The sequence below is a fragment of the Pseudomonas aphyarum genome (assembly GCF_028657055.1).
Classification (GTDB): Bacteria; Pseudomonadota; Gammaproteobacteria; order Pseudomonadales; family Pseudomonadaceae; genus Aquipseudomonas; species Aquipseudomonas aphyarum.
This window is the reverse complement of record NZ_JAMDGS010000009.1, coordinates 119,968-133,267: the sequence shown is the minus strand read 5'-3', so window position 1 is coordinate 133,267 and position 13,300 is coordinate 119,968. Positions and strand designations below refer to the sequence as shown.

At 62.8% G+C, this 13,300-nt stretch carries 13 protein-coding genes; 5 read left to right on the top strand and 8 right to left on the bottom strand.

Going from position 1 to position 13,300, the window contains the following annotated elements; all coding sequences use genetic code 11:
• Positions 1–52 precede the first annotated feature (52 nt).
• The gene (locus tag M5G18_RS13445; RefSeq protein WP_273897946.1) at positions 53–1,276 is read left to right on the top strand and encodes a 3-hydroxyacyl-CoA dehydrogenase; all 1,224 of its coding nucleotides are present in this window, start codon (positions 53–55) and stop codon (positions 1,274–1,276) included.
• Between the two features lie 31 nt (positions 1,277–1,307).
• Positions 1,308–1,739, top strand: a complete 432-nt coding sequence (locus M5G18_RS13440) for an acyl-CoA thioesterase (RefSeq protein ID WP_273897947.1) — start codon at positions 1,308–1,310, stop codon at positions 1,737–1,739.
• Positions 1,740–1,794: 55 nt separating this feature from the next.
• Here M5G18_RS13440 and M5G18_RS13435 read toward each other — a convergent pair whose 3' ends face one another.
• The 4 genes from M5G18_RS13435 to M5G18_RS13420 all read right to left on the bottom strand — a co-directional run bounded on the left by M5G18_RS13435 (position 1,795) and on the right by M5G18_RS13420 (position 6,727).
• Positions 1,795–2,274: a glycine zipper domain-containing protein gene (locus M5G18_RS13435; protein WP_085608624.1), complete on the bottom strand. Its 480-nt coding sequence runs from the start codon at positions 2,272–2,274 to the stop codon at positions 1,795–1,797.
• A 288-nt stretch (positions 2,275–2,562) separates the two neighbouring features.
• On the bottom strand, positions 2,563–4,911 hold the full coding sequence (locus tag M5G18_RS13430; RefSeq protein ID WP_273897948.1) for an FdhF/YdeP family oxidoreductase: 2,349 nt from the start codon (positions 4,909–4,911) through the stop codon (positions 2,563–2,565).
• Positions 4,908–5,747 (bottom strand): formate dehydrogenase accessory sulfurtransferase FdhD, encoded by an 840-nt coding sequence (gene fdhD / locus M5G18_RS13425; RefSeq protein ID WP_273897949.1) that lies wholly within the window; start codon positions 5,745–5,747, stop codon positions 4,908–4,910. The genes M5G18_RS13430 and fdhD overlap by 4 nt, the downstream gene beginning before the upstream one ends.
• Before the next feature lie 92 nt (positions 5,748–5,839).
• Complete coding sequence (locus tag M5G18_RS13420) at positions 5,840–6,727, bottom strand: LysR family transcriptional regulator (protein ID WP_273897951.1); 888 nt, start codon at positions 6,725–6,727, stop codon at positions 5,840–5,842.
• Between the two features lie 137 nt (positions 6,728–6,864).
• Here M5G18_RS13420 and lysM point away from each other — a divergent pair, with 137 nt between their 5' ends.
• Positions 6,865–7,305, top strand: a complete 441-nt coding sequence (lysM, locus tag M5G18_RS13415; RefSeq protein ID WP_262159039.1) for a peptidoglycan-binding protein LysM — start codon at positions 6,865–6,867, stop codon at positions 7,303–7,305.
• 42 nt (positions 7,306–7,347) lie between these two features.
• On the opposite strand, the gene yrfG is transcribed toward lysM, so the two are convergent.
• The gene (gene yrfG / locus M5G18_RS13410) at positions 7,348–8,010 is read right to left on the bottom strand and encodes a GMP/IMP nucleotidase (protein ID WP_007952643.1); all 663 of its coding nucleotides are present in this window, start codon (positions 8,008–8,010) and stop codon (positions 7,348–7,350) included.
• A gap of 88 nt (positions 8,011–8,098) precedes the next feature.
• Between yrfG and nudE the strand changes: the two genes are divergently transcribed.
• The gene (gene nudE, locus M5G18_RS13405; RefSeq protein WP_230734757.1) at positions 8,099–8,668 is read left to right on the top strand and encodes an ADP compounds hydrolase NudE; all 570 of its coding nucleotides are present in this window, start codon (positions 8,099–8,101) and stop codon (positions 8,666–8,668) included.
• A 7-nt stretch (positions 8,669–8,675) separates the two neighbouring features.
• The gene (gene cysQ, locus M5G18_RS13400; protein ID WP_273898038.1) at positions 8,676–9,503 is read left to right on the top strand and encodes a 3'(2'),5'-bisphosphate nucleotidase CysQ; all 828 of its coding nucleotides are present in this window, start codon (positions 8,676–8,678) and stop codon (positions 9,501–9,503) included.
• Between the two features lie 30 nt (positions 9,504–9,533).
• Here the strand turns inward: cysQ and M5G18_RS13395 are convergent, their stop codons facing one another.
• From M5G18_RS13395 to M5G18_RS13385, 3 genes are read right to left on the bottom strand one after another with little or no spacing between them, the layout of a single operon-like run.
• On the bottom strand, positions 9,534–9,989 hold the full coding sequence (locus M5G18_RS13395) for a YiiD C-terminal domain-containing protein (protein ID WP_273897952.1): 456 nt from the start codon (positions 9,987–9,989) through the stop codon (positions 9,534–9,536).
• A gap of 40 nt (positions 9,990–10,029) precedes the next feature.
• Positions 10,030–11,418: a sigma-54-dependent transcriptional regulator gene (locus M5G18_RS13390; RefSeq protein WP_273897953.1), complete on the bottom strand. Its 1,389-nt coding sequence runs from the start codon at positions 11,416–11,418 to the stop codon at positions 10,030–10,032.
• Positions 11,415–13,223, bottom strand: coding sequence for a sensor histidine kinase (locus tag M5G18_RS13385; protein WP_273897954.1), 1,809 nt, complete (start codon positions 13,221–13,223; stop codon positions 11,415–11,417). Before M5G18_RS13385 ends, M5G18_RS13390 begins: the two co-directional genes overlap by 4 nt.
• Between the last annotated feature and the right edge of the window lie 77 nt (positions 13,224–13,300).

Here is a 13,300-nt window from a genome sequence, read left to right as displayed (position 1 = left end):
CGGTGGCTGACTATGGTGATGGCTGTCTTCGGATCGCCAACAAGAGAACAACATGAGCCAGACATCCTTCGCTATACAGCAGGCCGCCGTGATCGGCGCCGGCACCATGGGCCGCGGCATTGTCATGTGCCTGGCCAACGCCGGCGTGTCAGTGCATTGGGTCGATAACAATCCACAGATGCTTGAGCAGGCGCTGGCCACCGTGGCCGATACCTATGCGCACAACGTGCGACAGGGCCGGATCGACCAGGCCGAGGCCGATGCGCGGATTGCCCGTGTCAGTGCGGCGGCGGATTATGTGGCGATCCGCAACGTCGACCTGGTGATCGAAGCGGTGTACGAAAACCTCGAACTCAAGCAGAAGATTTTCCGCGAGCTCGATGGCGTGCTGAAGCCCGAGGCGCTTCTGGCGAGCAATACCTCGGCGCTGGACATCGACGCCATTGCCGCCGCGACACGACGTCCGACTCAAGTGCTGGGCCTGCATTTCTTCAGCCCGGCGCACATCATGAAATTGCTGGAAATAGTCCGTGGCGCGCAGACCTCACCGGCGGTGCTTGAGGCTGCGCTTGAGCTGGGCAAGCGCATGGGCAAGGTCAGTGTGGTGTCGGGCAACTGCCACGGTTTTATCGGCAACCGCATGCTTCATCCGTATGTGTTCGAAGCACGCAAGATGTTGCTTGAAGGGGCGTATCCACAGCAGGTCGATGCGGCGTTGCAGAGTTTCGGTTTCGCCATGGGGCCGTTTCGCATGTACGACGTGGTCGGCATCGATCTCGAGTGGCGTGCCCGCGAGCTGGCCGGCAAGGGGCAGGACGCGCCGGAGGTTCAGGTGGATAACCGCTTGTGCGAACAGGGTCGCTTCGGTCAGAAGTCCGGCAACGGTTATTACCACTACGAACCGGGCAGCCGTCAGGCCGAGCATGACCCCGAGGTCGATGCGCTGGTGTTGAGCGTCAGCGAAGGATTGGGATTTCATCGCCGGGATATCGGCTCGGAGGAAATCCTTGAGCGGTGCCTGCTGGCGTTGGTCAACGAGGGAGCGAAGATCCTGCAGGAAGGGATTGCCGAGTCGGCGCATGACATCGATCAGGTCTATCTGAATGGCTATGGCTTCCCGGCGGAGCGGGGCGGGCCGATGGCCTGGGCGGATGATCAGGGGCTGGCCGACATTCACAAACGATTGCTGGCGCTGGAGACCCGGCAGGGCGATCACTGGCGGCCGGCGCCATTGATCGGCGAGCTGGCGGCGCGAGGCAAGGGTTTTTACCTTTAGACTGGGCAGATCACTCCAGGAATCGACACTGATGTCCAACCCGATGCCGCAACGCAGCGATTACCCGCACTTTCAGCCGATCACCACGCGCTGGCATGACAACGACGCCTACGGCCACGTCAACAACGTGACCTATTACAGCTTCTTCGACACGGCGGTGAACACCTACCTGATCCAGGTCGGGGGGCTGGATATCCATGACGGCGAGGTGGTGGGGTTTGTGGTGAGTTCGTCCTGCGACTATTTCGCGTCGATCGCTTTTCCGGATCGAATCGAGATTGGTCTGCGGGTCGGCAAGCTGGGCAACAGTTCGGTGCAATACGAACTGGCGGTGTTCAAGGAAGGAGAGGTGGAAGCCTGTGCCGCCGGACGTTTCGTGCATGTATTCGTCGACCGGGCATCCAATCAGCCGGTGTCGATTCCGGCCCCATTGCGCGATGCGCTGGAACGCCTGACGGTGTGACGGGCAAAAAAAATCGCAGCCCGGGGGAGCTGCGATTTTTCTTCAAGCCTTCGCCTCAGCGGTGGCGATAGTACTTGTGATGCTTGCGATGGCCGTAGGCATGACCGCGACCACGGTGGTCGTCACGGTAGTAGCGACGGTCACGACCACGGTCGTAATGACGATCGTCGTCATCGCTCTTGTTGCCCATGTAGTTGCCCAGTGCGCCACCCGCGCCGCCGCCGGCTGCGGCGCCGATCAGGCTGCCGGTGGTGCCGCCCATGCTGCGGCCGACCACGTTGCCGCCGGCTGCGCCCAGCGCACCACCGATGGCTGCTTCGCCACGGCTGCGCTTGTCGGCGCCCACCGCACTACCACCCGCGCCGCCCAGGGCTGCGCCAATGGTTGAACCTGTACTGCCGCCTAGCGATTGACCGACGACCGAGCCAAGAACCCCGCCCAATGCGCCGCCCACACCTGCTTCGGTGGTGCCTCCGGCAGAAGCGAAGCCACTGACCAGGCCAAGGGACAACAAGAGAATCGAGGAGAACTTCATAGAGGAGCCTCAAAGGGATGACGGCGCGATCCTGAGGCTCTGGAATGGGCGTGACAATCGAAATCCGACGAATAACACGACTTGTATACAATTCTGCAAGTTACTGATTTTTGGGCGGAACTTAACGGTTTTTCGCCGGTCTTTAGCTACTTCGGACAGGCCGCTTTGATAGCAAAGCGGCCTTTTTTGTGGGCGTTTGAAAAGTGTCTGCGAGATGTATCGAGTCTGATTTTCGAACTCGGAGCATCCACGGCTGCGTTCCCACGCAGAGCGTGGGAGCAATCAGGATCAGGCCGACCTGGCCATGATCAGTCCTGTTTCACTCGCGGCTTCCAACCGGATAGCGATGAACTTCGACGTCGGCGTATGGCTGCCATCGCCGGTGCTTTCCAGCGGCACCAACGGGTTCACCTCAGGGTAATAAGCCGCCGCCTGCCCCGCCGGAATATCGAACGCCAGCAGCGTGAAGCCCTTCACCCGACGCTCGCGGCCGTCGTCCCACAGCGACACGATGTCAGCCTTCTGCCCTGGCTTGAAGCCCAGGCGAATGATGTCCGCCTCGTTGGCGAACAGCACATCGCGCTGTCCCTTCACCCCGCGATAACGGTCGTCGAGACCATAAATCGTGGTGTTGTACTGATCGTGGGAACGCATCGATTGCAGGATCAGGTCCGGCAGTTTGCCGGTGGCGCGAGTGCGTTCGTGGATCAGATCCTTGGGCAGCATGTTCGGCTTGAAGTTGGCCCGACCGGAAGTGGTGTTCCACTTGCGCGCGCCGGCGCTGTTGCCGAGGTAGAAACCGCCCGGGTTCTTGACCTTCTCGTTGAAGTCCTTGAAGCCCGGGATGGTGTCGGCGATCAGCTCGCGGATACGCCGGTAGTCGGCCACCAGCCAGTTCCAGTCCACCGGTTTGCTGCCCAAAGTTGCAGCGGCGATGCCGGCGATGATCGACGGCTCCGAGCGCATCTGGTTCGACAGCGGCTGCAACTGACCGTTGGAGGCGTGAACCATGCTGAACGAGTCTTCCACGGTGACAGCCTGCGGGCCTTCGGTCTGGATGTCGATGTCGGTACGGCCCAGGCACGGCAGGATCAACGCATCCTTGCCGTGAGCCAGGTGGCTGCGGTTGAGCTTGGTGCTGATCTGCACGGTCAGGTCGCAGTTGCTCAGGGCCTGGAAGGTGCGCGGACTGTCCGGAGTAGCCTGCGCGAAGTTGCCGCCCAGACCGATGAACACCTTGGCGCGACCTTCGGCCATCGCATGAATCGCTTCGACCACGTTGTGCCCGTTGTGACGCGGCACCTTGAACTGGAAGCGGCGCTCCAGGGAATCGAGGAACGCCACCGGCGGACGCTCGTTGATGCCCATGGTGCGGTCGCCCTGCACGTTACTGTGGCCACGCACCGGGCACAGACCGGCGCCGGGCTTGCCGATGTTGCCGCGCAGCAGCATCAGGTTGGCGATTTCCTGGATGGTCGGCACCGAGTGACGATGCTGGGTGATGCCCATCGCCCAGCACATGATGACGTTCTTGCCTTTGGCGTACATGCGCGCCGCTTGCTCGATTTCCACCAGGGTCAGGCCGGACTGCGCGACGATCTGCTCCCACGGCGTGTCATCGACGACGCCGAGGTACTCGAGCACGTTGACGCTGTGCTCATTGAGGAAGTCGTGATCGAACACTGCCGGCGCACCGGCCTTCTGCGCATCGCGTTCCCATTGCAGCAGGAACTTGGCCATGCCGCGCAGCACCGCCATGTCGCCACCCAGCGCCGGGCGGAAATACGCGGTGTTGGTCGGCTTGTCGCCGTTGGTGAGCATTTCGATCGGGTGCTGCGGATGCTGGAAGCGTTCCAGGCCACGCTCTTTCAGCGGGTTGATGCACACCACCTGAGCGCCGCGCTTCACCGCTTCACGCAGCGGTTCGAGCATGCGCGGGTGGTTGGTGCCCGGGTTCTGGCCCCAGACGAAAATCGCATCGGCGTGTTCGAAATCATCGAAAGTCACGGTGCCTTTGCCGACGCCGACACTCTGCGCCAGCGCCACGCCGCTGGCCTCGTGGCACATGTTCGAGCAGTCGGGGAAGTTGTTGGTGCCGAAGGCGCGCACGAACAGTTGATACAGGTACGCCGCTTCGTTGCTGGCGCGGCCCGAGGTGTAGAACTCGGCCTGATCCGGGCTCGACAGCCCTTGCAGGTGTTTGCCGATCAGCGCGTAGGCATCGTCCCAGCTGATGGGCTTGTAGCGATCGGTTTCGGCGTCATACACGACCGGCTCGGTCAGGCGACCTTGATACTCGAGCCAGTAGTCGCTCTGTTCCAGCAACGCGGTGACGCTGTGCTTGGCGAAGAATTTGCCGTCCACCCGACGCTTGGTCGCTTCCCAGTTCACCGCTTTGGCGCCGTTCTCGCAGAACTTGACCATGCCGCTTTCAGGCGAGTCGCCCCAGGCGCAACCCGGGCAGTCGAAGCCGCCGTTCTGGTTGGTCTTGAGCATCATGCGCAGGTTTTTCAGCGCGTTGTCGCTGGTCAGCCAGGCCTGGGCCACGCTGATCAGTGCGCCCCAGCCACCGGCTGCGCCCTTGTAAGGCTTGTAGCGCGGAACGGGTTTCTGGTCGGCTTGATGGTGTTGGCTCACGAGTGTTTCTCCATTTCTGGGCTATACACCCGCGGCGCGTTTTTCTGCGGCAGGTGGATGAGATTGAGGTTGTGGCGCCGGGCCCATTGCACGGCGAGGCCGGTGGGCGCGGACAGGCTGACCAGGGTCTGAATCCCGGCCCGCAAAACTTTCTGGATCAATTCGAGGCTGCAACGACTGGTGACAATCGCCACCCCGCCGGCTGTGGATATCTTTTTCCGGATCAGGCCGCCGATCAGCTTGTCGAGGGCGTTGTGCCGGCCGATGTCTTCGCGGCCCAGCAGCAATTCACCGCTGGCGTTCATGAACACCGCCGCATGCACCGCGCCGCAGTGCTGGCCCAGCGGCTGGAACGCGCCGATGCGCTGACGCAAACCGTCGAGCCATTCGATGGGCGGCAAAGGGGCGCCGGGCAAAACCTTGAGGTCAGGCAGCGCCTGTTCCACCGCTTCCACGCCGCACAACCCGCAACCGCTGGTGCCGGCCAGTTGCCGACGCTGCTGTTTGAGGTTCCAGAAGGCGCGGTTGGCGATGGTCACCTGGGCGTATTGCGCCGAGCCCGAGCCGGTCAGTTGCAGGTCGTAGATGTCCGAGGCGTCTTCGATGATGCCGCTGCCGAGGCTGAAGCCGACGATGAAGTCTTCAAGGTCGGTCGGGGTGACCAGCATCACAGCCTGGCTGATGCCGTTGTAGGCAATCGCCAGCGCGACTTCTTCGGCCAGCGCGGTGCTGGCCGATTCCGCGAGGGGAAGATTGCTGTAGCTGTAGGTCTGACTGGCGGCAGGCGCGGGCGTTTCGAGAGCAGGCGCCGCGCAGGCCGGGCGCTTGGCGTTCATGGCATCACCGACGGATTGATCAACGTTAAGACTAGGCGCGGCAAGTTGTCGCGTCTAATCGCTAGTGTCGATCCTTCGATAGATGCCGTCGATCAAGCGTCCATTGGTGATTTTTGATAGAGCGCGAAACAGGCCTCGGCCAGCGCCGAACGCGGAGCGCCGCGGCGCATGATCAGCCCCAGTCGGGCGAGGGTCTGGGCGTTTTCGATGGGTTGCAGGCGCAGGTTATCCGTGAGGTTTTCCAGACCGCCGTCCAATGGCATTACCGCGCAGCACAGCCCGCCGTGCACAGCTTGCAACAATTGGTGAACGGCGTCGGTTTGCAGTAAGGGTTGTGGCGTCAGGCCACGGCTGTGGAAGTTATGGTCGATGGACTGGCGAAAGTGCATGCCGCTGGTGAGCATGCCCAGAGGCAGTTCGATCAGTGACTCCCAGCTCAGCGGCGCTTCGCCAAAGCTGAAGAACCGCTGGTCGTAGAGCAGGCCCATCTGCGTTTCACTGAAGGCCAGGGATTCAAAACGCTCGCCGTCGAGGCGGTCCAGGTAGGACACGCCAATGTCGATGCGGTTGTTCGCCAGTTGCTCCAGAACCTGTTCCGAGCTGAGCGAGGACAGTTCGAAGCGCAGGTTCGGGTGTTGCGCGTGCAGGCGCTGCATCAAAGGCAGTGCATCGAAACTCGACAGCGGCACCACGCCCAGCCGCAGGGTGCCGATCAGATTGCCGCGACAGGCTGCCGCTTCCGCCTGCAAACCGTCATAGGCCGCCAGCACCGTGCGTGCCCAGGCCAGCACCCGTTCGCCCGGCGCGGTGAACCCTTCGAAACGCTGGCCACGGTTGACCAGTGGCAGGTCGAGTTCTTCTTCGAGGCTGCGCAGGCGCATCGACAGGGTCGGCTGGGTGATGTGGCAGCGGGCGGCGGCTTGGCCGAAATGGCGGGTTTCGTCGAGGGCGATGAGGAATTTCAGCTGCTTGATGTCCATCTTCGCTCCGGGGCGCTGGCAAGGGTGGGCGATTCTACCGCTTGCGCAGGGGCAGGGTCATTGGTCGGGCCGGAACCGGGTTTGTCCGGGGTGGTCTAGGCTTGGGCGTCTGGAACTTAAATCAAGGAGTGTGCGCTATGAGTCTTTTGAGCTTTGTGAAAGAGGCCGGTGAGAAGTTGCTAGACCTGTTGACCCCTGGCAACGCCAATGCCAGCGAGCAATTGAAGGAGCACATCAGCAAGGTCGGGTTGGGTAACCCGAATGTCCAGGCGACCGTGGACGGTGACAAGGTGACGGTCACCGGTGAAGTGTCGAGCCAGGAAGAGAAAGAGAAGATTCTTCTGGCGGTGGGCAACATTGCCGGTGTCGGCAGTGTCGATGACCAGATCACCGTGACCGGGCCGGTTGTGGCGGCGGCGCGTTTTGTGGTCGTGAAGAAGGGCGACACCCTCAGCGCGATTTCCCTGGCGGTGTATGGCAACGCCAACCAGTACAACAAGATTTTCGAGGCCAACAAGCCGCTGCTGTCACACCCGGACAAGATTTATCCGGGGCAGACGCTGCGTATTCCCGAGTAACAACACGCCTGCGGGAGCAGCCTTTGGCGGCTCCTGCAGTATTCAAAGCCCCGCAATCAAATCCCGATAATCCTCGACTGCCGCAAACTCCCCGGTGTCCTTCGGCCCTTTGCGGCTGTCCGGCTCCTTCACGGCCAACAGATGCGCCACGCCGAAATTCCGCGCACTGCGCAGGATCGGCAAGGTGTCGTCGATGAACAGGCTGCGTGCCGGGTCAAAACCGATATCGGCCTGCAAGGCGTCCCAGAATTGCGGGTTTTCCTTGGGGAAACCGTAATCGTGGGAGCTGATCAGCCGTTCAAAGTATGGCGCCAGTTCGATTCGTTCCAGTTTCAGCGACAGTGAATCGCGGTGCGCATTGGTGATCATCACCACGCGTTTGCCAGCTCGTTTGATCGCCTCCAGAAAGGTGTCGGCGTCCGGACGCAGGGCGATCAGGTGGGCGGTTTCCAGTTTCAGTTCACGCACCGACAGCTTCAGTTCCGCGCTCCAGAAATCCAGGCAGTACCACTGCAATTGACCGGCATGGCGCTCGAACAGCGGCTGCAATTCCATTTCCGCCATGGCCCGGCTTACGCCATGCAGTTCGGCGTAGCGTTGCGGCAGGTGTTCCAGCCAGAAATGGTTGTCGAAGTGCAGGTCCAGCAACGTGCCGTCCATGTCGAGCAGAACGGTATCGATGTCGGACCACGGTAATGAAGGCATGGCAACGTCTCGAACGGTAGAAAGATATCCGACGCAAACAATCGGAAAAGCCGCGTTATAGTAGCGCGTTCACGCCAAGGAGCTTTGCATGCGCCAGAAACCCACCGTACTCGCCCGCGAGATCGTCGCCACCAGCCGGCTGTTCTGCGTCGAAGAGCTGAAGCTGCGTTTCTCCAACGGCGTGGAACGCACCTACGAGCGGCTGGTCGGCAAGGGCGCCGGCTATGGCGCGGTCATGATCGTGGCGATGCTCGATGCCGAGCACGCGGTGCTGGTCGAGGAGTACTGCGGCGGTACCGACGAGTATGAACTGTCGCTGCCCAAAGGCCTGATCGAACCCGGCGAAGACGTGCTGGCTGCCGCCGAACGCGAGCTCAAGGAAGAAGCCGGTTATGGCGCGCGACAACTGGAGCATCTGACCGAGCTGTCGTTGTCCCCCGGTTACATGAGCCAGAAAATTCAGGTAGTGCTGGCCACCGATCTGTACGAAGAGCGCCTCGAAGGCGATGAGCCCGAGCCGATGCGTGTGGACAAGGTCAACCTGCGAGAGCTGTCGACGCTGGCGCAGAATCCGAATTTCAGTGAGGGGCGCGCCCTGGCGGCGCTGTACCTGACCCGCGACCTGCTGACCCAGCGCGGATTTTTCAGTCATGAGTGAGATATCGATGAATTTTCCCCATCCGTTGATGGCGCCGGTGGTCGAGCTGGCATTGCGGGCCGGTGAGGCGATCTTGCCGTTCTGGCGTGCCGGTGTGGCGGTCACCGCCAAGTCCGATGATTCGCCGGTGACGGCGGCGGACATGGCCGCTCACCACGTGATCGTGGCCGGCTTGACGGCGCTGGATCCGAGCATTCCGGTGCTGTCCGAGGAGGACGCCAATATCCCGCAAAGCGTGCGCGCCGGCTGGCAGCGCTGGTGGCTGGTGGATCCGCTGGATGGCACCAAGGAGTTCATCAGCGGCAGCGAAGAGTTCACCGTCAACATCGCGCTGATCGAGAACGGCCGGGTGGTGTTCGGTGTGGTATCGATGCCGACCAACGGTCGGTTCTATGTCGGCGGTGCGGGGCTCGGTGCCTGGCGTGGCGATACGGGCGGTACGCCGGTGGCGATTCAGGTGCGTGATGTGCCCGGTCCTGGCGAAGCGTTCACCGTGGTTGCCAGCCGTCGTCATTCGAGCCCGGAGCAGGAACGCTTGCTGGCCGGTTTGAGCGCCAGTCTGGGCGAGCTGCAACTGGCCAATATCGGCAGTTCGCTGAAGTTCTGTCTGGTGGCCGAAGGTGCGGCGGATTGTTATCCGCGACTGGCGCCGACGTCCCAGTGGGACACGGCGGCGGCGCAGGGTGTTCTGGAAGGCGCCGGCGGCGAGGTTCTGGATTTGAACGGTGATGCGTTCTCTTATCCGCCGCGAGAATCGTTGCGCAACGCGTTCTTTCTGGCACTGCCGGCAAAAGCGGCGTGGCGTTCGAAGTTGCTGGAACTGGCTCGTTCGTAAGCGCGCTCTCGGGCTCGGAGCGCTCAGTCTTCAGCGGTGCAGGACATACTGCCCGCTGAAGGTCACTGCATCTTCATCGCTCCCGGCGTTGACGACCTGTGTGTGCAGCGTCAATCGTGCCCGTCCATAGCGCTGATACATCGTCAGGAACTTCGTCCACACTGCTGCGCTCGGTGAAGGGCATATCGCAATGGCATCGCCGGTCACCGGTAGTGGATAACTGATCTGCCCTTCCTGGATCACAATGTGCCCGTCCTCGATACCCTCTTCCTTCAAGCGCAAGTGCAGCCAGCCCCAACCGGCCAGTACGGCGCCGCAATACAGGCTGCCACCGAACATGGTGCTTTTGTGATTGACGTTGGCGTCCAGCGGCAGGTGCAGGCGCAGTTGCTGTTCCTGCCAGTCGAGCACCTTGAGGCCCATGTCCCGGGTCAGCGGGATGTCGTGGTGAAGAACGGATTCCAGATAACGGCTGTCGTGCTTCATGCCCGGACCTCTTGCAGCAGAAAAGTGAATTGAGCGTGTTTCATTCGGATTCGTCGGAATGGCCGCCGCTGCCAGCGAAATTCAGCCCGTGCTTGCGCAGTTTGTCGTGCAGGGTCTTGCGCGGAATGCCCAGGGCTTCGGCGAGGCTGCGCACGGAACCGTGAGAGCGGGCCAGTTCGGCGGCGATCAGGGACTTCTCGAAGTTCTCCACCTGCTCGCTGAGCCCTCCCGCCGTGATTTCGACGGTGGTGCCGGGGCTGCCATCGGGCTGCGTGTTGTCCAGGGCCAGCTCCAGGCCGAGGGCAAAACGCTCTGCCGCGTTCTGCAATTCCCGCACGTTGCCAGGCCATGAGTGCCGCAGCAGCAACGCCCGTTGCGCCGGTTGCAGTTCGTGAGGCGGCAAACCGTGTCGAGTGCTGGCTTCATCGGCGTAATGCTGGAACAGCATCAAGGCGTCTTCGCCCCGCTCACGCAGCGGCGGAATGCGCAGCGGCGCGACGTTTAGGCGGTAATACAGGTCCGCCCGGAAACGCCCCTGATCGGCGGCCTGGCGCAGGTCTTCCTTGGTGGCGGCGATGACGCGGATATCCAGCGGGATCAACTGATTGCCGCCCAGGCGCTCGACCACGCGCTCTTGCAGCATGCGCAGCAATTTGACCTGCACGTCCATGCTCATGCTCTCGATTTCATCGAGAAACAGCGTGCCGCCATTGGCGAATTCGAACTTGCCGATCCGGCGCTTTTGCGCACCGGTGAAGGCACCAGGCTCATGGCCGAACAGTTCGCTTTCGACCACCGACTCGGCCAGCGCACCGGCATTGATCGCCACGAACGGGCCGTTACGCCGGCTCGACAGATCGTGCAGGGCGCGGGCGACGACTTCCTTGCCGGCACCGGTTTCGCCGAGGATCAGCACGTCGGCCTTGGTCGCCGCCAGCGCGCCGATCTGCTCACGCAGACGCGACATCGGCGCGGACTGGCCGACCAGCCGCGCGCTCAGCTCGTTGCGATCACTCAGGGCCATGCGCAGGCTGCGGTTGTCCAGCACCAGGCGGCGCAGGGCCAGGGCGCGGCGCACGCTGTCGAGCAAGGCGTCGCTGGCGAAGGGCTTTTCCAGAAAATCATAGGCACCGGCGCGCATGGCCTGCACGGCCAGTGGTACGTCACCGTGCCCAGTGATCAGCAGCACGGGCAGCTCCGGATCCTGGGCGTGCAGTTCGCTCAGCAACTCCAGGCCATCCATGCCGGGCATGCGGATGTCGCTGACCACCACGCCCGGCCAGTCGCGCTCCAGTCGTGCGGCCAGACCCTTGGCTTCGGACAGCGGAAGAATTTTCAAGCCGGCCAGATCCAGGGTCTGGCCGAGGGCCTGACGCAGGTGCGGATCGTCGTCGATCAGCACCACCTGAATACGGTTGTCGATGGTCATGCGCTTCGATCCTCGGACGGTTGCAGACTGACCCCGGGCGCGCCGGCGCGCAGCCGCAGGGTGATCAAGGCGCCACCTTGCTTGTGGTTGGCGAACGACAGTTCACCGCCGAAGGCGCGCATCAGGGTTTCGCAAATGGCCAACCCCAGACCCAGACCCTGAGTGCGGGTCTTGGTCGTGTAAAACGGTTCGCTGGCGCGGCCCAGGGCTTCCATGCAGAAACCCGGGCCATTGTCGCGAATGTACAGATTGACGCCTTCGTCGGTGGATTCGGCACTCAGCCACAATTTGCGCGGCGGGCCTTTCTCGGTCAGGGCGTCGAGGGCGTTGGCCAGTAGATTGCCCAACACCTGACGCAGGCGGGTTTCCCCGGCTTCGACCCACAATGTGGCGGCAGGCAGGTCGCGGATCAGCTCCACATCCATGCTGCGGCGACGTTTGGCCAGCAAGGCGAGTGCGTCGTCCAGCGCCGGTTGCAGGGCGACGCTTTCCGGAGCGTGGCGGTCGCGACGGGCGAAGGCACGCAGATGGGCGATGATCGAGGCCATGCGCCCGGTCAGCTCGCTGATCAGTTTGAGGTTGCCTCGGGCGTCTTCGGTACGTTCATGGTCGAGCAGCACCTCGGCGTTCTCGGCGTAGCTGCGGATCGCCGCCAGCGGCTGGTTGAGTTCATGGCTGATGCTCGCCGACATCGTCCCCAGCGCCGACAGTTTGCCGGCCTGCACCAGATCGTCCTGGGCCCGCACCAGTTCCTGCTGGGCCTGTTCGCGTTCCAGCACTTCCTGTTTCAGGCGGCGGTTGAGGCCTTCGAGATCGCTGGTGCGTTCGGCAACCCGGCCTTCGAGCTCCCGCCGGGCCTTGGCTTCGAAGGCGATCCGTTCCAGGTAATGACGACGGCGCTGCATCATCAGACCCAGTAACAGCATCACCACCAGCAGGGTGGCGCCGCCGATCGCCACGACCGTGCGCACCGGTCGGTCGATCAAGGTGCGCGGGGCGAGGATGCTGACGCTCCAGCCGGTTTCCGCGATGTCCTGGGTCTGCGGCAGCCACGCGGTCGGGCTCAGGTTCAAGGGGCGTGGCTCGCGGGTCGGGTAGGGCTGGATCGCGGTGATCGCCGCGCGCTCGGTATCACTCAGGGTGCGGGTCGCTCGAAAGCGCCATTCCGGGCGCGAGGTGAGGATGACCACGCCGTTGTGGTCGGTTACCAGCAGCTGTTCCGGGGTTTTGCCCCACAGGCTTTCGGTGTGGTCGAGGTCAACCTTGATCACCAGCACGCCGATGATTTTTTCGCCGCTGCGCACGGCAGCGGCAAAGAAGTAGCCGCGTTTGGCGGAGGTGGTGCCCAACCCGAAGAAGCGCCCGAGGCGTCCGGCCATGGCCTCGCTGAAGTACGGCCGGAAGGAGAAATTGCGCCCGACGAAACTGTCGTGCTTGTCCCAGTTCGACGCTGCGAGCGTCTGGCCGCTGGTGTCCATCAGGTACATGACTTCGGCACCGGTCTGCGCAGCGATGTTTTTCAACAGGCGGTTGGCGTTGCCTTGGGTCACGCCGTCGTCCGGCGCCCCGAGCACCGCGCGCAGGGCCGGCAGGTCACCGAGGATTTGCGGCAGTACTTCATAGCGATGCAGCGTGCCCAGCAGGTTGGCGACGTAGAGGTCGAGGGTCTGGCGGTTCTGGCCGGCCAGTTCGCTGCGGTAATAGCGCTCGGCCAGATGTTCCAGCGGCCATAGCAGCGGTGCCAGGCACAGGGCCAGCAAGGCAAGACTGCGCCAGCGAGGGCGACGGGGAAGGGTCGGAGTCATGAGCATCGAGCGCCTGTGGGTACAGGCGCATTATGCCTAGGCTTGCCAGCGCAGTCTGCGCACCCGTGGCCGGGTGT

Bases quoted from the DNA above. Each gene is read 5' to 3' on its own strand.
- M5G18_RS13435 (WP_085608624.1), bottom strand. From the start codon at position 2,274: ATGAAGTTCTCCTCGATTCTCTTGTTGTCCCTTGGCCTGGTCAGTGGC.
- M5G18_RS13445 (WP_273897946.1), top strand. From the start codon at position 53: ATGAGCCAGACATCCTTCGCTATACAGCAGGCCGCCGTGATCGGCGCC.
- yrfG (WP_007952643.1), bottom strand. From the start codon at position 8,010: ATGCCTTCATTACCGTGGTCCGACATCGATACCGTTCTGCTCGACATG.
- M5G18_RS13420 (WP_273897951.1), bottom strand. From the start codon at position 6,727: ATGGACATCAAGCAGCTGAAATTCCTCATCGCCCTCGACGAAACCCGC.
- M5G18_RS13390 (WP_273897953.1), bottom strand. From the start codon at position 11,418: ATGACCATCGACAACCGTATTCAGGTGGTGCTGATCGACGACGATCCG.
- M5G18_RS13385 (WP_273897954.1), bottom strand. From the start codon at position 13,223: ATGACTCCGACCCTTCCCCGTCGCCCTCGCTGGCGCAGTCTTGCCTTG.
- nudE (WP_230734757.1), top strand. From the start codon at position 8,099: ATGCGCCAGAAACCCACCGTACTCGCCCGCGAGATCGTCGCCACCAGC.
- cysQ (WP_273898038.1), top strand. From the start codon at position 8,676: ATGAATTTTCCCCATCCGTTGATGGCGCCGGTGGTCGAGCTGGCATTG.
- lysM (WP_262159039.1), top strand. From the start codon at position 6,865: ATGAGTCTTTTGAGCTTTGTGAAAGAGGCCGGTGAGAAGTTGCTAGAC.
- M5G18_RS13395 (WP_273897952.1), bottom strand. From the start codon at position 9,989: ATGAAGCACGACAGCCGTTATCTGGAATCCGTTCTTCACCACGACATC.
- M5G18_RS13440 (WP_273897947.1), top strand. From the start codon at position 1,308: ATGTCCAACCCGATGCCGCAACGCAGCGATTACCCGCACTTTCAGCCG.
- fdhD (WP_273897949.1), bottom strand. From the start codon at position 5,747: ATGAACGCCAAGCGCCCGGCCTGCGCGGCGCCTGCTCTCGAAACGCCC.